Origin of the sequence: Sphingobacterium puteale (genome assembly GCF_050986225.1) — a bacterium.
GTDB lineage: Bacteria > Bacteroidota > Bacteroidia > Sphingobacteriales > Sphingobacteriaceae > Sphingobacterium > Sphingobacterium puteale.
Genome location: NZ_CP158959.1, coordinates 4,447,333 through 4,465,823, shown reverse-complemented (window position 1 = coordinate 4,465,823; position 18,491 = coordinate 4,447,333). Strand labels below are relative to the sequence as shown.

Annotated in this window: 14 protein-coding genes and 1 tRNA gene; 9 read left to right on the top strand and 6 right to left on the bottom strand. The window is 40.4% G+C overall.

Annotated features, from left to right (window positions below):
* Positions 1-26 precede the first annotated feature (26 nt).
* A complete protein-coding gene (gene ypfJ / locus ABTV71_RS19100) occupies positions 27-896 on the top strand; it encodes a KPN_02809 family neutral zinc metallopeptidase (RefSeq protein WP_433900709.1) in 870 nt (289 codons plus the stop codon).
* Positions 897-990: 94 nt separating this feature from the next.
* Here ypfJ and ABTV71_RS19095 read toward each other — a convergent pair whose 3' ends face one another.
* Positions 991-1,971, bottom strand: coding sequence for an acyl transferase (locus ABTV71_RS19095; RefSeq protein WP_433900708.1), 981 nt, complete (start codon positions 1,969-1,971; stop codon positions 991-993).
* 138 nt (positions 1,972-2,109) lie between these two features.
* On the bottom strand, positions 2,110-2,853 hold the full coding sequence (fabG, locus tag ABTV71_RS19090; protein ID WP_121123636.1) for a 3-oxoacyl-[acyl-carrier-protein] reductase: 744 nt from the start codon (positions 2,851-2,853) through the stop codon (positions 2,110-2,112).
* Positions 2,854-3,168: 315 nt separating this feature from the next.
* Here fabG and ABTV71_RS19085 point away from each other — a divergent pair, with 315 nt between their 5' ends.
* From ABTV71_RS19085 to ABTV71_RS19075, 3 genes are all read left to right on the top strand, one after another.
* Entirely contained in the window at positions 3,169-4,668 is a 1,500-nt protein-coding gene (locus tag ABTV71_RS19085; protein ID WP_121123634.1) for a malate:quinone oxidoreductase, read from the top strand.
* A gap of 213 nt (positions 4,669-4,881) precedes the next feature.
* Positions 4,882-5,502 (top strand): nicotinamide riboside transporter PnuC, encoded by a 621-nt coding sequence (gene pnuC / locus ABTV71_RS19080; protein ID WP_433900707.1) that lies wholly within the window; start codon positions 4,882-4,884, stop codon positions 5,500-5,502.
* Positions 5,477-6,571, top strand: a complete 1,095-nt coding sequence (locus tag ABTV71_RS19075) for an acyl-CoA dehydrogenase (protein WP_433900706.1) — start codon at positions 5,477-5,479, stop codon at positions 6,569-6,571. The genes pnuC and ABTV71_RS19075 overlap by 26 nt, the downstream gene beginning before the upstream one ends.
* Positions 6,572-6,696: 125 nt before the next feature.
* Here ABTV71_RS19075 and ABTV71_RS19070 read toward each other — a convergent pair.
* Positions 6,697-6,768, bottom strand: a tRNA-Arg gene (locus ABTV71_RS19070).
* A 324-nt stretch (positions 6,769-7,092) separates the two neighbouring features.
* On the bottom strand, positions 7,093-7,995 hold the full coding sequence (gene xerD, locus ABTV71_RS19065) for a site-specific tyrosine recombinase XerD (protein ID WP_433900705.1): 903 nt from the start codon (positions 7,993-7,995) through the stop codon (positions 7,093-7,095).
* A 223-nt stretch (positions 7,996-8,218) separates the two neighbouring features.
* Between xerD and ABTV71_RS19060 the strand changes: the two genes are divergently transcribed.
* Positions 8,219-11,074 (top strand): M16 family metallopeptidase, encoded by a 2,856-nt coding sequence (locus ABTV71_RS19060; protein ID WP_433900704.1) that lies wholly within the window; start codon positions 8,219-8,221, stop codon positions 11,072-11,074.
* Between the two features lie 129 nt (positions 11,075-11,203).
* On the opposite strand, the gene ABTV71_RS19055 is transcribed toward ABTV71_RS19060, so the two are convergent.
* On the bottom strand, positions 11,204-12,064 hold the full coding sequence (locus tag ABTV71_RS19055; protein ID WP_028068906.1) for a sigma-70 family RNA polymerase sigma factor: 861 nt from the start codon (positions 12,062-12,064) through the stop codon (positions 11,204-11,206).
* A 388-nt stretch (positions 12,065-12,452) separates the two neighbouring features.
* On the opposite strand from ABTV71_RS19055, the gene ABTV71_RS19050 reads away from it, so the two are divergent.
* On the top strand, positions 12,453-12,665 hold the full coding sequence (locus ABTV71_RS19050; RefSeq protein ID WP_121123624.1) for a helix-turn-helix domain-containing protein: 213 nt from the start codon (positions 12,453-12,455) through the stop codon (positions 12,663-12,665).
* 5 nt (positions 12,666-12,670) lie between these two features.
* On the opposite strand, the gene fmt is transcribed toward ABTV71_RS19050, so the two are convergent.
* A complete protein-coding gene (gene fmt, locus ABTV71_RS19045; RefSeq protein WP_433900703.1) occupies positions 12,671-13,588 on the bottom strand; it encodes a methionyl-tRNA formyltransferase in 918 nt (305 codons plus the stop codon).
* Between the two features lie 149 nt (positions 13,589-13,737).
* Between fmt and ABTV71_RS19040 the strand changes: the two genes are divergently transcribed.
* The 3 genes from ABTV71_RS19040 to icd all read left to right on the top strand — a co-directional run bounded on the left by ABTV71_RS19040 (position 13,738) and on the right by icd (position 18,479).
* Entirely contained in the window at positions 13,738-14,955 is a 1,218-nt protein-coding gene (locus tag ABTV71_RS19040) for an ABC transporter permease (protein WP_121123620.1), read from the top strand.
* 111 nt (positions 14,956-15,066) lie between these two features.
* Entirely contained in the window at positions 15,067-17,190 is a 2,124-nt protein-coding gene (locus ABTV71_RS19035) for a cation:proton antiporter (protein ID WP_121123618.1), read from the top strand.
* 26 nt (positions 17,191-17,216) lie between these two features.
* Positions 17,217-18,479 carry an NADP-dependent isocitrate dehydrogenase gene (icd, locus tag ABTV71_RS19030; RefSeq protein ID WP_433900702.1) on the top strand — a complete coding sequence of 421 codons (1,263 nt, stop codon included), beginning with the start codon at positions 17,217-17,219 and terminating at the stop codon, positions 18,477-18,479.
* Positions 18,480-18,491: the final 12 nt, after the last annotated feature.

Here is an 18,491-nt window from a genome sequence, read left to right as displayed (position 1 = left end):
TATTAACTGAAATAAGAATATAGCATATGAAATGGCAAGGAGGTAAACAAAGTGGCAATTTTGAGGATCGTAGGGGGATGTCTGGTGGTGGAAAGATTGCATTGGGCGGTATTGGTGGGATCATCGTATTGGTCATTGGTTTTCTGATGGGGGGAGATCCCATGCAGTTGTTGCAGCAGGCGCAAAATATGGGTACACAGACGGAGCAGTCCGGACAGCCGCGCGACCTAAATCCTGAAGAAAAGAGGCTGACAGAGTTTTCCCTGACCGTACTTCAGAGTACAGAAGATGTCTGGGCCAAATTATTTAAGGAACAAATGCAGCAAAATTATACGCCCGCTACCTTGGTTTTTTACGATGGTGGTACACAAACAGATGGTTGTGGAATGGGACAGGCTTCATATGGCCCGTTTTATTGCCCCGGAGATCAGAAAATCTATCTGGACCTGACTTTTAACCGTGAACTTTCAGATAAGTTCGGAGCGAAGGGCGAATTTGCCATGGCCTATGTGATTGCGCATGAGGTAGGACACCATATTCAGCAACTGGTGGGATTGTTACCTAAAACGAATCAAGCCCGGAGTAAACTAAGTGAGAGCGAAAATAACAAGATATCGGTTATGACAGAACTTCAGGCCGATTTCTATGCTGGAGTGTGGGCACATTATCTCAATGAATATACGGATATAAAAATAGATTATAACGATATTATGGATGGAATGAAAGCAGCAGAAGCAGTAGGTGACGATAAGTTACAGACCGCCGCACAGGGGTATGCCGTCCCAGAGTCTTTTACTCATGGAACCTCAGCACAACGTATGGCCTGGTTTAAGAAAGGATATGACTCTGGCGATATGCGTGCAGGAAATACATTTGAAGATCCAAGTCTGAGATAATAAAGAACGGGTTGCTGGATAATTTTATCTATAAATAAGAGAAGCATTATATTGAACTGCACCCTACAAGTCGGACAAAACTTTTAGGGTGTTTTTATTGAACTAATAAATTGCAGCCCCGAATATCGCTTTGGTCAAAGCGCCCCAATATCTCAAATGAGCCATCTTGATATACCTTTCCTAAATCCTGTGTTGCAATAAATGAGCAGGAATACCGATTGGCCAGGTCGATGACATTAATGCCGCCTGTGCTGTCGAAGGAGATTAAACTCAGCGGATCATTTGTATCACGTATTAGCACTTTCATCCATTTTGGTAAATGGAAAATTCCCTGCCCCGAAGAGTAGCCCTGTGACAGCAATTCGGTCATGCCATATTCTGAGTGGATCCCACTGATCTTGAAGGCATCTTCAAGCAGCCGGTGGATCTCCTGTTTGACCATTTCTTTACGTTTACCTTTCATTCCGCCCGTTTCCATAATAATGAGTTCCGGAAAGTCAAAAGCATATTGCTCAATAAAATCAAGCAAGGCATAGGTGACGCCGAAAAGGATGGTTTTGGTTCCGTTATTTTTTAATTGGACAAGTGTATTATATAATTCCTGATGATTGTAGAGGAAATAATTGGTCTCCACTTGCTTACTTTGTCTCATCAAGTCATCGATCATATAGATCAAGGAGGAACCACTTCTTTCCAGATAGGACGGCAGTAGGGCTAAAATAGCGATATCTGTAATTGGTCCGTAAAAATCTTCAAATATACGGCGAAAAGTACGCTCGTAGATGGATACATCAGCAATAAGGTGCTTAGAAGTGACCATGCCCGTTGTTCCTGAACTTGAAAATACAATTTGAGGGGTCATTCCGGTAGCCAGTACTTTTTGTGTTTTAAAAAATTCGATTGGGAGGAAGGGGATGTCCGTATAATGCTGGACTTGATTTTTTTCTTTGCCTATTAGCGAAACATAGTCGCGGTAGACCTGACAATGCTGCAGCTGGAAGTGATAAGTATCCAAACAACGTTGATTAAAATCGTCTTCCGTTTGAATTTCAAGAAAATCCGTCCAATTCGTCATAGCATTTAAATTTGTTGGACAAAATTAGCTAAAATTTAGAAATATTGAGTAGAAAAGCCGGAGCCGGCAGTCGTAATAATATAAATGCGCCTGCTGCTGAATTCCAGCAGCAGGCGCATTTATGTTGAAAGCTGTATGCTACAGCATACCACCGTCAACAGGAAGAACCTGTCCAGTTACGTATGCGGATAAATCAGATGCAAGGTATAGGCATGCATTGGCAACATCTTCTGGAGATCCGGCGCGTTTCAATGGAATTCCTGCTTCCCATGTTGCTATCACTTTAGGGTCTAATATATCTGTCATTTCCGTACGGATAAATCCTGGAGCAACCACGTTCGCGCGAATATTGCGAGAACCTAATTCTTTCGCAATGGATTTGGTGAATCCTATAATACCTGCTTTGGAAGCAGCATAATTTGATTGACCAGCATTTCCCTGAACGCCAACAACGGAAGACATGTTGATGAAAGAGCCTTTACGGTTTTTCATCATTATTTTTGAGGCCGCTTTTGTTACATTAAATACGGATTTCAAGTTAACGTTCAATACATCATCCCAGTTTTCTTCTGTCATACGCATAAGCAGACCATCCTTTGTGATGCCGGCATTATTGACTACAATATCCAGGCTTCCGAAATCTGCAACGATTGCGTTGACCAGTTGTTCTGCTTCTTCAAATTTTGAAGCATCAGAACGATAGCCGATTACTTTTGTTCCGTAGGCTTGAAGCTCTTTTTCCAGCGCTTGTCCCTTTTCTACAGACGAAAGGTAAGTGAAAGCGACATTGGCACCGTGTTGTGCAAACACTTCGGCAATTTTTCTTCCAATTCCTTTTGATGCTCCAGTTACCAAAGCAATTTTTCCTTCAAGTAGTTTCATATAAGAGTGTAATGTTATTCGTTGATGTTTTTGCAAAAATGTTAAAACTATATTATAACACAAAATCTTTCGATAAATAAGGATTCAAAACGCGCCAAGTGGTGGTGTGATTTGCGGCTATTCATGGCCGGCAGAATAGGCGATATCATGTGTATGGTGTTTGGAGATGAGAAAAGTGAAATTTTGCCAACACTTAGGATTATTTTAATAAATCAATGGTATTTTTGAATAAGTGTTCCTAAAAAGTACAGTTTTTTGACAAAAGACTTGGGCGTTTACCAAAAACTATATTAAATTTGCATCAATCACAAAAACATGAGCAAAAAATCAAATAAAGAAGTTGACGTTGTTCTAATCGGCGCCGGTATTATGAGTGCTACTTTGGGTACACTAATCAATGAATTAAGCCCAGACGTTAATATTGAAATTCTTGAGCGTTTGGATGTTGTGGCGGCTGAGAGCTCTGACGCTTGGAATAATGCTGGCACAGGCCACTCGGCCTTGTGCGAATTGAATTATACACCGGAACAAAAAGATGGTTCGGTAAAAGTTGATAAAGCTGTTAAAATTGCAGAGCAATTCGAAGTATCGAAGCAGTTTTGGTCGTACTTGGTTGATAAAGGAATTATTGCCCAACCGGAGAATTTTATCCGCAGCATTCCACACATGAGTGCGGTTTTTGGTGAAAAAGATGTGAAATTCCTGAAGACAAGATGGGAGACGATGAATACCCAGACTTTGTTTAAGGGCATGGAATATACCGAAGATGCAGAACTCTTGAAATCATGGATTCCTTTGATGATGGAAGGGCGGGATGCAAGTGAGAAAATTGCTGCGACCAAGATGGATTTAGGTACTGACGTGAATTTCGGTTCATTGACACGTGATTTGATTAACAATCTGGCAAACAAAGAAAATATTTCAATTTCCTTAAACCATGAAGTTGTTGATATCGACCGTGAGGATGATGGCCGTTGGGAAATCGAAGTGAAGGATCTGAAAACAGGGAAAAAGAGAGAGCTAAAAGCGAAGTTTGTTTTTATAGGCGCTGGCGGGCACTCCTTGTTGTTGTTGGAGAAATCGGGTATCCCAGAAGCGAAAGGTTATGGTGGATTTCCTGTGGGGGGACAATGGTTGAGATGCGTAAACGAAGATATTATCAATACGCATCATGCTAAAGTCTATGGTAAAGCATCTGTTGGTGCTCCACCGATGTCTGTACCACATTTGGATACACGTTACATCGATGGTAAGCAAGCTTTACTTTTCGGTCCATATGCTGGTTTCTCGACCAAATTTTTGAAACAGGGTTCTTATTTTGATTTGCCGGCTTCAATCAAATTATCCAATATCCGTCCGATGTTATCCGCGGGACTTGATAATTTGCCATTGACCAAATATCTCATTACAGAGGTTATGAAATCTCCTAAAGATAAATTGGAATCGCTGAAACAATTTATGCCAACCGCTAAATTAGAAGATTGGGTTATTGAAAAAGCTGGCCAACGTGTACAGGTGATTAAAAAAGATGAGAAAAAAGGGGGGATTTTAGAGTTTGGTACCGAAGTGGTATCGAGTGCAGATGGTTCTATCGCAGCCTTATTGGGCGCGTCGCCAGGTGCATCTACTTCGGTGGCGATCATGATCAGTCTCTTAAAGAAATGTTTCCCTGAGCGTGCTAAATCAGATGAATACCGCAAAAAACTGCGCGAGATGATTCCTTCACATGGTAAGTCATTAAATGATGATGCTGAGCTTTGCCGTGAAACTCGTATCCGTACGCATAAAACATTGAAATTAATTGATATAGATTAATTTCAATAAACAATATACTTATGGGGTGCTCGGAAATGACTATGTCATCCGGGCTGAGATTATACCCAATAAAGGCGATTGTACGGCCTTGTACAATCGCTTTTATATACCTGATCCGGGTAATGCTGGCGTAGGGATTTTAATTTCAATAAAAACATCCGTTTTTCCGCTCGTAAGTTTATTATGTAATTACACAAAATAATAAACATTTGAATGACTTCTGAGACAATTTTCGAAGCTTTTATTAAACAAATACAACAGGCCACAATAGCCGAATGGCTGGGGGTCTGTTTTGGTATCCTGCAGGTTTGGTTTTCGCGACAGAATAAATCGGTCAATTACCTCTTTGGGATTATAGGTATCATTATCTCGGTATATGTTTTATTCCATGCAAAATTATACGCCGAAATATTGTTGCATCTGTATTATCTTGTCATGAGTGTTTATGGCTGGATCTACTGGAAATATAGCAGTGATAATATAGTGCCGATCAGTCGTAGTACAGTCAGCGATTGGCAGATCGTTGGTTTTATCTGTGTGGCAGGTTTTCTGTCGTTCTATTTTGGTCTGGTGCATTTAACTGATTCAGATGTTCCGCTATGGGACTCCTTTGTTTCCTGCACAGCATGGGCGGGGATGTGGCTGCTGGCGAAACGTAAACTTGAAAATTGGATTTTGCTTAACATCAGCAATCTGATGGCGATTCCTTTGCTGATGCACAAGGGTTTATTCCTGTATGCTGCTTTAACCTTATTTTTATTTGTGATGGCTTTTAGTGGGTATTTTAATTGGCGGAGAATATTAAGTGATGAAAAGAAATATGCAACTGATTGATGGGGATATCGCTGTTCTTAAGGACCAGCAACGCAAAGGAATTCAGCAAAAGAGTTTGTCTAATGAGCAGCTTGAGCTAATATACCGGAACAAGTGGTTTAAAATCTGGGTACCACAATCTTTGAATGGCCTGGGGCTGGATTTGGTCAGTGGGCTTTCTTTGTTGAAGGAGCTGGCTTATCATGATGGGGGATTGGCGTGGACAGTAACTTTATGTGCCGGTGCGAATCTTTTTACTGGCTTTATTGATCCAGCGGTCGGACAGGATATTTTCAACTCAAAAACGGTATGTTTTGGCGGCAGTGGTCAGGTTGCTGGTGTGGCTGAACGTGAGGGTAAATCTTATCGCCTGAAAGGGCTTTGGAAATATGCTACCGGAGCTCCCCACTTGACACACTTTACCTTGAACGCCTATATTCAGGAGGATGGAAAGCCGCTATTGGATGAGGGGGGAGACCCACTTGTAAAATCGTTCTTTGTGGCGCGTGAATTTGTATTGATTCATTATGATTGGGATACATTTGGCCTGGAGGCGACAGCATCGCATTCCTTTTCGCTAGACAATATACGGGTGGATGAGCATCAGTCATTTTTTATCGATGCCTCAAAAAGTACACGGACGGAGCTACTCTACCAATACCCTTTTATGCCGTTTGCAGAGTTGACCTTACTGGTAAACTTTATGGGGATGTATCATCGGTTTTTGGATTTGATCGAGAAGTTATTTGTATTGAAGTCTAATGGTGGGAGATGGGAAAGCGCGGAAAGTAAAGCTGCTTTTCGGATGTTGGATGAAATGCAGCAGGACTATACAGCTAGGGAAAATAGTATCATGGAGCTTGCTGTTCGATCTTGGGATAATCTTGAGAATGAAGCTGATAATACCACTTTATATGAGCGTATAGCAATGGAAAGTAGAGACTTTGTGGAGATTATTCTATCTAATGTCATTAAACTCTATCCCCATACGGGGATTTCGGGCGCAAAAACTGACAATGAAATCAATATTTTATTTCGGAATATATTTACGGCATCTCAGCATAAATTGCTGCAAAAGAATTTGTCCTAAATTTGGGGCTAGACAAGCATGCTAGCAATAGAATGTTAGCTGGAGATACTTGAAGAACTTGGAGTTATAGTTGTTAAATAAAAAAGACGATCAATTGATCGTCTTTTTTATTGTTAAATAGGATGTGTTCCCGGCGGGGGTCGAACCCACATCGTCAGAACCGGAATCTGAAATTCTATCCATTGAACTACGGGAACGTGTCGCAAAGATATACTATTTTCCAGATCTTACAAATAATCTTTGCGATAAAATTTAAACTTTTGAACGGGGAATTTCAGCAGCATGGCCATCCTTGTTTTAGCCGCCCAGCTTTTATAATTTATGCCATTCCGATTTTCTGACCTAACTTTTTGTCTATTAGTAATATGTATTCATGGTTGCGTTTAAGTTGTGCTGCACTGTTTGCTCGGGTGCTTTATTCGGACTGCAAATTCCATTGGGTAGGGTGGCAAAAAATATCATTGCATTTGGCACAACAACCGTTTTAAACTTATGTATTGATTTACCCAACCGATAACAGATTAAGATCTGGGATGGTATTGCGTGATGATGGAATGGAGGTAATCCCGATCGATATGTGTATATATTTCAGTCGTTGTAATGCTTTCATGCCCCAACATATCTTGTACAGCCCTTAGATCAGCACCGCCTTCAACGAGGTGAGAGGCAAAGCTATGTCTAAATGTATGGGGGCTAACCGTCTTTTGCAATCCAATTTTTTGAGCAAGTTCCTTAATGATCAGAAAGATCATCACCCTAGATAAAGCCGAACCTCTTCTGTTCAGAAATACAATGTCCTCATTCCCATCTTTGATTTTAATATGTGGTCTAACGGAATCCAAATAGAGCCTCAAGTGTTTGATCGCCTGCTGACCGATGGGAATCAGTCGTTCTTTACTGCCTTTGCCTTCCACTTTGATAAATTCTACATCGAGAAACAAATTGGATATTTTGAGGTTGACGAGTTCGGATACCCGCAGTCCACAACCATATAATACTTCAATAATTGTTTTATTGCGTTCGCCCTCCGTGCTGGAAAGATCTATGGCTGCAATCAATTGGTCAATTTCATGAATGCTCAATACACTCGGCAGTTTTCTGCTCAGCCGTGGTGCCTGCAGCAGTTCTGTCGGATTGTTGTCCAGTTCATGTTCGATGATCAAAAAACTAAAAAATGTTTTCAGTCCGGATATCAAACGCGATTGTGTGAACGGCGAGATATTAAATTCCTGCAACCACTGTAGAAAATGCTGAATATCTTTGCGGGCAATCTGATTTAAAACGAGGTTGTTATCCTCACAATAGACCTGGAATTTAGAAACATCGTTCAGATAGGCGTCTATTGAGTTGATGCTTAAACCCCGTTCGAACTTTAGAAATTGCTCGAATTCTTTTTTTATGACCTGCCAGTTGCTGAAATCCATTTGCAACAAAATTACAATTAACTATTGTTCTTTTCGAAAGATATTCTGTATTTTTAAGCGTATTTTTTACAAAACATGAGCAATAGGAATGAGAAGCTCCATCCCGTAAGGGATATTAAAAATATTTTATCCGTATTCACTATCTATCGGGACAATTGGTCTCCAGTCCCGTTTACCCTAATATAAACAAATAGCAAAAAATTAAAAAAAAGAGTTTTTTTGTATGAAATTCATTAAACCACTTGCATTAGTCTTTTTACTACCCGCGACTTTCTATGGAGTAGAAGCAAAAATGCCAACCAGCTTGAGGGCGGAAGCCAGAGCTATTCTGTCACAGGATAGTTTGGCCTTAAATCAAAAATTGCCTTTCGACAATGAAGTTGTCACCGGTAAACTAAAAAATGGATTTACATATTTTATCCGTAAAAATACAGAGCCCAAGGGCCGCGTTACGATGTATTTGGGCATGAAAGCTGGTTCGATCCTGGAAAATGAAAAGCAGCTCGGGTTGGCGCATTTTTTGGAACACATGAACTTTAATGGTCTGAAGCATTTTCCAAAAAATGAACTTGTCAATTACCTCCAGAAAGCTGGTGTCCGGTTTGGCTCGGATCTGAATGCCTATACCAGTTTTGATCAAACAGTCTATCAATTACCTATACCGTCGGATGATCCAGAATTGTTGAAAAATGGATTGCAGGTCATGCGCGACTGGGCACAAGATGCTTTATTGGATGGAGAGGAAATTGATAAAGAACGTGGGGTAATTTTGGAAGAGAAACGTGGGGGAAGGGGCGTGCAACAACGTCTGCAAGATCAGTATTTTCCGATGGTACTCAACGGATCTCTTTATTCAAAACGTTTACCGATTGGTACGGAAGAAATTTTAAAGACCTTTCCATATAGCGAAATACGTAAGTTTCACCAGGACTGGTACCGCCCAGATCTGCAGGCGCTCATTATTGTAGGTGATATTGATCCTAAAGCAATCGAAGAAAAAGTGAAGGCGTTATTTTCGGATATGACGATGCCGAAGAAGGTTCTTCCACGTAAAGAGTTTCGGGTCGATCTGTTGAATAAAAATCAATTTTTGACGATCTCGGATCCAGAACTTCCTTATACCGTAGCCCAGATCCTGATCAAGAACGAAAAGGAAAAGGTGGTTACCGTTGGAGATTACCGTAATGAATTGCTCAAAAGCATTTTCAATCAGATGATTGCTGGCCGTTTTTCTGAGCTGATGCAGCAACCCAATCCACCTTTTATGCAAGCAGGGGGTAGTATCGGCGATTTCGTGGCTAACTTAAATACATTCTCCCTAGTGGTGGTACCCAAACCGGGAGAACTGGAATCAGGGTTTAAAGCGATGTTGACCGAATTTGAGCGTATCCAAAAATACGGCTTTACACAGACTGAGCTTGATCGGGCGCTCGCTGATATGAAGAAGGGCAATGAAATGGCCTATATCGAGCGGGATAAGAAAAAATCCGATAGCTATGTCAACCGTTATCTGAACTACTTTATTGACCACGAACCTGCCTTGAGTAATGAGGCTTCTTATAACTTAACGAAACAATTATTGCCCACCTTAAAACTGGAAGAGGTAAATGCCTTGGTCAAAAAATATTATACCGATTTAAATCGTGATATATTGATTATGGGCCCCGAAAAGGAAAAAGCTAACCTGCCTACGGAACAAGCTGTTCTAGGCTGGGTAAAGGCTGTCGAAGATACTCCGGTCTCTGCTTACGAAGATAAGGTCTCTAATCTGCCTTTGCTATCCAAAGAGCCTGTCAAGGGTACTATTCTGTCTTCAAAAGACATTGGCGCGGTTCAAGCGAAGGAATTGCAATTGAGCAATGGCGTGAAGGTGATCTTAAAACCAACAGATTTTAAGAATGACGAAATTCAGATTGTGGCTTATAGCCCGGGGGGAACATCGTTATACCCTGATGCGGATTATTTCTCGGCCTCAAATGCATCCTCATTGGTGGACGCAAGTGGTGTTGGACAAATGAGTAATGTCGAATTAACGAAATATCTTGCTGGGAAGGAGGTTTCGATTTCACCGTATATTTCCGAGCGCTATGAGGGTATCTCTGGTCGCACAGATAAAGAAGGCCTGAAAAATGCCTTTGAGTTAATTTATGGTTATTTTACGGAACCACGGCTGGATAGCGATATCTTTCAGAGTACTATGACCAGAGCAAAAGGATCATTGGAGAACAGGCTGAGCGATCCCAATAATGTCTTTTCAGATAAAGTAAAAGAGGTGCTCTATGGTAATAATGTTCGGAGACAAAACCCGACAGTCGAAACGCTTACAAAGATTGATCCGAATCGTGCATTGGCAATTTATAAAGAACGATTTGCAGATGCTTCGGATTTCGTTTTTACTATTGTAGGATCATTTGATGAAAACCAGATTAAACCCTATATTGAGACTTATCTTGCCTCTCTACCTGCAGTCAAAAGGGGAGAGAACTATAAAGACTTAAATATTCTGGAGCCGGCTAAAGGGGAGCGTGTTGTCGTGCACAAAGGCAAGGAGCAGAAGGCAAGTACGCAATTGGCTTATTATGGAGACTATGACTATAGTGAAGCTGAAAATGTTAATATGGAAGCTTTGGAGAGTGTGTTGACGATCAAATTACTTGAACGATTGCGTGAGAAAGAAGGCGGTGTGTATGGCGTCGGTGCCCGTTCCGGTTTCAATAAACTTCCTAAAGCACGTTATGCCTTTTCAATTGGTTTCGGTTCGGCGGTAGATAAAGCGGATGCATTGATCGCTTCGGCATTGGACGAGGTGAAAAAGATTCAGGATCAAGGTCCAGAAAAGGTGGATATCGAAAAATTTGTGGCGGAACAAAGAAGGCAGAACGAATTAAACCTGCGGGAGAACGGCTATTGGCTGAATTATATCTCCAGTTCTTACCAAAATGATCTGGATATCAGTAGATATACACGTCGCACGGAGAACCTGAATAAAGTCACGCCGAAATCTGTACAGGATGTCGCGGGAAAATATTTGAAAAAAGATCGACTTTTTGAATTTATTTTGATGCCAGACTCTAAATAGGGTAGAATCCATTGCACATACAATAAAAAGGGTCGTTTACTGCATCAAGTAAACGACCCTTTTTATTGTATAAAAAAAATCCCAATCATTTCTGATTGGGATTGCTAAAAATTTCAATAAATATCTTTTTTAACCTAAATAAGATTTTAAGATTTTGCTTCTTGAAGTGTGTCTCAAACGTTGAAGAGCCTTGTCTTTAATTTGACGTACGCGTTCCCGTGTCAAATTGAATTTCTCGCCGATTTCTTCAAGCGACAGTTGGTGGTTGGAACCTAATCCAAAGAATAGAACGATGATTTCACGTTCTCTTTCTGTTAAAGTTGCCAATGATCGCTTGATTTCTTCTGAAAGAGATTCATCAATTAAAGAGCTATCCGTATCTGGATCATGGTTTTCCAATACGTCCAAGAGTGTGTTTTCTTCACCTTGAACAAAGGGGGCATCCATGGATACGTGACGGCCAGAATTACTTAAGGTGTCCGAAACCTTATCAACGGTGGTTTCAAGGATATCTGCCAGTTCTTCAGGAGATGGCTCCCGCTCGTATTCCTGTTCTAGTTTTGAGAAAGCCTTACTGATTTTGCTTAGAGAACCGACTTGGTTCAATGGCAGACGTACGATACGTGATTGTTCAGCAATTGCTTGAAGAATAGATTGGCGAATCCACCAAACGGCATAAGAAATAAATTTAAAACCCTTTGTTTCGTCAAAACGTTTAGCTGCTTTAATTAAGCCCAGGTTGCCTTCATTGATTAAATCACCTAAGGTCAATCCTTGATTTTGATATTGTTTTGCTACTGATACTACGAAACGAAGGTTGGTTTTAGTCAATTTTTCCAAGGCAACTTGATCGCCTTCGCGGATGCGCTGTGCTAATTCTACTTCTTCTTCTGCTGTAATTAAGTCTACTTTACCAATTTCATGTAAGTATTTGTCCAAAGACTGGGACTCACGATTGGTGATAGATTGTGTAATTTTGAGCTGTCTCATTAATTTTTATTAATTCTCCTCTCTAAGAAATGTTTGCGAAAATACGAAAAATTTTTGAATTATTAATGGAAAATGGATTATCTATCCGCTCATCTATAATGAGTTATGATTTGGTAGACCTTCATTTTACACCATCAAAAACTATTCCATTTAATAATGTTTTTCTTCCTCAATTGTAGCTTTAATATTCAACTGATTGATATTTAAAGCCCTAACTATTTTTATTTTTTTTCTATTCTCAAGTAATTTACCTAATGATATCAGATATGTTACGTGGGCTGCATTCTTTCAATTTATTTTAAAATGATAATTTTATGATAAAACAAAAAGATATATGTTTTGTTTTACTAGAGACATTAAATAAATTTAAAGGAATAAAAATTATAATATGCCAATCTTAATTCATTTGGATAAAATAATGAAAGAGAAAAAAATGTCACTTAACCAATTGAGTGATAGTGTAGGGATTACGCTTTCTAATCTTTCAATCATAAAAAACCAAAAGGCCAAGGCCCTGCGGTTAGATACACTTGAAGCAATATGTAAAGCGCTAGACTGCCAGCCTGGTGATTTGTTACAATATTATGACGGTGGTGATTAGAAAATCTAGAATCTGTAGCCTTTTAAAAAGTCTACGACATTCATTTTCTTTTTGCCTTCCAGCTGCAGTTCTGATACGCTGATATAGCCATCTTGCGTTGCAAACTTTAAATAGCTTTTTTGATCTGTCTCTATTGTTCCGGGAGCGACAGCAATAGCTGTTTGCTCTTTTTCCGTTTGATATATTTTTAAGACTTTGTCTTTCAGGGTTGTGAATGCTGTTGGGTAAGGACTAAGTCCGCGTATAAAGTTGTAAACAACGTCGGTAGATTGATTCCAGTTGATTTTACAATCATCTTTGAAGATTTTTGGTGCATGTTTCAATGAGGTTGTTGGAACTATGTTGTCTTGGCTTTTAGGTTGCAAAGTTCCTGCTTTTAACGCCTGGATTGTTTGGAGCAATGTTTGGGCTCCTGCATGCATCAGCTTGTCGTGAAGATCTCCGGCAGTGTCCATTTCTAGGATAGCAACTTTTTTGGCCAACAGTATATTTCCCGTGTCAATTTCATGCTGCAATAGGAATGTGGTCACGCCAGATTCTTTTTCACCGTTCATAATGGCATGATTTATCGGTGCAGCCCCCCTGTACTGTGGAAGTAAAGAAGCGTGGACGTTTATTGTGCCGTATTTCGGCATATTCCAGACCATTTCGGGTAACATGCGGAATGCAACTACGATCTGAAGGTCGGCCTGATAGCTCTTTAGTTCAGTCAAAAAAGCCTCATCGCGAAGTTTGAAGGGTTGAAGTACGGGGATATTATGTTGTTTAGCGTATACCTTAACTGCTGATTCATGAATTTTTTGTCCGCGACCTGCAGGCTTGTCCGGTACCGTCACTACAGCAACGACTTGTTCGCCAGATTGAATGAGTGCTTTAAGTGAAGCAACAGCAAAGTCAGGGGTCCCCATGAAAATGATACGCATAGTAGAGGTGTTTTTTATAAAATTCTTAAAATTAATCAATAACTTGGCGGATAATCAATCCGCCGCGAAAGCGCCAATTATTTGTTATTACAGTTTTGTAAATAACAAATTTTTATAACTTTGCGAAGTTACATAAATATATTGAAAGCTTGAATTTTCCTTATTTTTTAGCAAATCGAATAGCATTTTCCGGTAAACGGACTTTCTCCAAATTGATTGTTCGGGTTACAATTGGTGCAATTGCGCTAGCCATTGCTGCCATTATTATCTCTATTGCTGTTTTGCGGGGATTTAAAGGGGAAATTATTAGCAAGCAACGCGGCTTTTTTGCGGATATACTGGTCTTGCGTTACGATCTAAATAAATCCTACGAAAATTCACCGATTTCACTTACACCCAAACTTCATAAAACCATATTAGCGAATCCGCAAGTGTATTCCATCAACGCATTTGCGACGAAGGCTGGCATCATCAATGTGAATGATGAGGTGGAAGGTGTTGTTTTAAAAGGAATAGATTCACTATATGATCAGCAGCCGATAAAAAATATGCTGCTCGAAGGGGATACGATAGACTTTAAGTCTGAGACTGTGGATAATCAGATTTTAATCTCTAAATATCTGGCCGACCGGCTTCTCCTAAAGGTAGGTGATGATTTTATTATGTATTTTGTTCAGGAGCCTATCCGTAAAAGAAAGTTTGTCATTAAAGGAATATTTAATACAGGCTCGGAAGAACTGGACAAGGTGTACGTGATCGGGTCGCTTAACCTCATTAGAAAACTGAGCAATCTTGATGACAATGAGGTAGGGGGGTATGAAATTCGGATTAAAGATTTCAGTCAGCTGGGACCGACAACAGCTAAAATAGAGGATATGCTGCCGATTGATATGCAGGCAATCAATATTAAAGATCAGGTGCCGGATATTTTCCAGTGGTTGGATCTACTGGATATGAATACCAAGATTATCTTTATACTCATGACTGTGGTAGCTATTATCAATATGATTTCGGCCTTATTGATTACTATCCTTGAGCGTACCTCCATGATCGGTATTTTAAAGGCTCTGGGCTACCATAATGCGGGTATTCGGCGGGTGTTTATGTATAGCGCATTATACCTGATCGGTCTTGGTCTGCTGATCGGTAATCTCATCGGTTTAGGCTTTTATTTTCTGCAGGATTATACCCATTTTTTTAAGTTGGATGAGCAAACCTACTATATTTCTTATGTGGCTGTAAAGCTTTATTGGTCAGACGTTGTATTGGTCAATCTTGCTGTAGTCTTCATTGGTATGGTTTCCCTGTTTATTCCTTCGATGTTAATTACCAAGATTAGTCCGATAAAAGCAATTTCTTTTAAGTAGGCCTTTTTTTAGGACTCGTTTTGCAGGAAAAATCGTATTTTTAGGGTTGTTAGCTATTTTCGGCTAGTAAGGAAATAATAGATATATTTTACCGATAGCATACGAGCACATATGAATAAAACTTTCGAGCATATTTCCCAAGCTTTTGAAGCGCCTTTACAAAATCCTGTACTTATTTTTTCACTGGTACTCTTTATTATTCTTCTTTCCCCAATCATCCTTCGGCCAATTAAAGTACCGGGTATTATCGGACTGATAATCTCCGGTGTCATTATTGGCCCCCACGGATTAAATTGGCTGGAGAAAAATTCAGCTATTAACCTATTTTCGACCATAGGGCTTTTATATATCATGTTTATTGCCGGGCTGGAACTGGATATGAATGAATTCAAAAAAACTAAAAATAAAAGCTTACTGTTTGGTTTTTTTACATTTATCGTTCCCATAAGCATCGGTTATCCCGTTTGTCATTTCCTGTTGGGCTATGATGTGCTGGCGAGTCTGTTGATATCAAGTATGTTTGCGACGCATACTTTGGTGTCTTATCCCATCGTGAATAGTTATGGGATTTCTAAGATGGAAGCGGTGGCGATTACCATTGGTGGAACGATTCTGACTGATACGGCGGTGCTCATTATCCTGGCTGTCATTACAGGTGTGTCACAAGGGAATATAGGAAATGAATTTTGGGTTACACTCGGTATTTCCTTTGCGATTTTCCTCTTTATAATGTTTGGTATTATTCCAAGGATTGCGAAATGGTTTTTTGAGCGGCTGGGCAGTGAAAAGACAGCAAACTATATTTTTGTGCTTTCCGTTGTATTTTTTGCTGCCTTTCTGGCAGAAATAGCGGGTTTGGAACCCATTATCGGAGCGTTTGTGGCGGGATTGGCTTTGAATAAATTGATACCACATTCTTCAGCACTGATGAATCGAATCGAATTCATTGGTAATGCTATTTTCATTCCTTTTTTTCTTATATCTGTAGGTATGATTGTGGATGTAAGTGTTATTTTGAAAGGACCTCAGGCATTAATTATAGCCGGTACGCTCACGATTGTGGCTATTGCGGGGAAATATGTGGCGGCTTGGCTGACACAGAAAATATTTAAGTATAGCCGTGGGCAGCGCAACCTGATTTTCGGTCTGAGTAGCGCGCATGCTGCTGCTACATTGGCGGTTATAATGGTCGGTCACAAAAACGGAATTATAGATGAAAATGTGCTGAACGGAACAATTTTGCTCATTTTGGTAACCTGTATAGTTGCGACCATCGTCACGGGAAATGCTTCTAAAAAAGTGGTTATGGATGGCGAACAGGATGAGGAGCATACCGATGTGGTAAAAGAGAAAGATGAAAATATCCTGATCTCTATTGCTAATATGGATAATATGGAGCCGATCCTTGATTTTTCAACTTACATCAAGAGTAAAAAGTGTACCTATCCAGTGAGTATTGTATCTGTAGTAAAGGATAATGAGCAGGCACAACTGAATATGGCCCGCGCACGTAAAAATTTGGACAACATGGTGCGTTATGCTTCGGGTTCAGAGACAAATGTCAATATCAGTGCAACGATAGATTTAAATATTGCCAGCGGTGTGGCCCGGTCAGCAAAAGAGGTGTCGGCAAATTGTATTGTGCTGGGCTGGCCAAGCGCAGCCAATTTTATGGATAAATTTGTCGGCGAAAAAACAGAAAGTATTCTCAACAGAACGTCGGCCAATGTAATGCTCTGTCATTTTAAAAAGCCATTTATTTCCAATAAATCCATTGTTGTGTTTGCTCCGCCGATGTGTGAGGCTGAGTTTGGTTTTGAATACTGGTTGGAAAAGGTGATCAAACTTGCTCAGGAGCTCTCTGTTCCTATTTCTTTCGTCGTTGATACGCGGTCTGCTGCGGCGGTCAATGCGCATCTCATCGATATTAAAAACTCTGTTCCCGTGACGTTCAGGCATTACGATGATTGGGATAATTTGCAGGGACTAAAAGCGTTTAAGGAAGATGATTCCATGTTTATCTTTGTTTCTGCACGGAATGGGGAAGTATCCTATCGGGATTCGCTGGATGGTGTTGCAAAAAAATTAGATCGTATCTACGCAAACGAAAACCTTGTTTTGGTGTTTCCTAGTAGAATAGAGAATGCACATATCGACGAATATGAGGATGTTGAGGCTGCACCGATATTCCGGAAGATTAGTAAAGAGATTGGAAATATGTTTAATAAAGGATAGTTGCTATCCGCTAAAAATGCAGATTTATGTCGAATAAAATTACAATGTCCAATGAAGGAAAATTACAGGTTCCAGATTTCCCAACGATTCCTTTTATCATCGGTGATGGCATAGGCCCTGACCTATGGCATGCGGCAGTGCGTGTTTTTGATCGTGCTGTAGAGAAGGTATACAATGGACGGCGGAAAATCAGCTGGAAAGAAGTTTTGGCAGGGGAAAAAGCATTTCATGAAACAGGAGAGTGGTTGCCGAAGGAAACTTTAACTGTATTACGCGAATATCTGGTGGGTATAAAAGGACCTTTGACCACACCTGTAGGCGGTGGTATCCGCTCTTTGAATGTAGCCTTGCGGAAGGATCTGGATCTCTACGTCTGTCAAAGACCTACAAAATGGTTTGAAGGTGTGCCCTCTCCGGTCAGACATCCCGAGTATGTGGATATGGTAATTTTTCGGGAAAATACCGAAGACATTTATGCGGGGATAGAGTTTCAGGCTGGCAGTGCTGAATCCAATAAATTGCAGGATTTCCTTCATGACGAACTTGATATTGATTATAACTTTTCGAGTACGACAGGGGTTGGCGTCAAATTGGTTTCTGAAGAAGGATCCAAACGTCTGGTTCGCGCGGCGATCGAACATGCCATTCAATATGGATTACCTTCGGTGACCATCGTCCACAAGGGAAATATCATGAAATATACCGAAGGGGCTTTTAAAATCTGGGGTTTCGAGGTTGCAGAAACAGAATTTGCGGATAAAACCTATACCTGGGGGCAATGGGAGCGAACCAAAGCAGAGAAAGGTGAGTCAGCTGCCAACCAGGAACAGAAAGAAGCTTTAGCTTCGGGCAAAATCCTGATCAAGGATATCATTGCGGATAATTTCTTGCAACAGATCTTGCTTAATCCACGTGATTTTTCGGTAGTGGCTACGTTGAATTTAAACGGCGATTATATCTCCGATGCCCTTGCAGCTATGGTTGGCGGGATAGGAATAGCGCCTGGAGCGAACATAAACTTTAAGACCGGGCATGCCGTTTTTGAAGCTACTCATGGTACGGCACCACGATTTGCAAATACAAATACCATGAATCCGTCATCTGTTATTCTCAGTGGAGTGATGATGCTCGAATATTTAGGCTGGACAGAGGCTTCTGCAGCTATCGTAAAGGCACTTGGGGAAACCATTATCGCAAAAACGGTGACCGTGGATTTTTACAATCTAATGGATGATGCAATATTGGTCAAAACCAGTGAGTTCGCAGATCGGATCATTGAAAAATTATAAGAATTTTCTTTT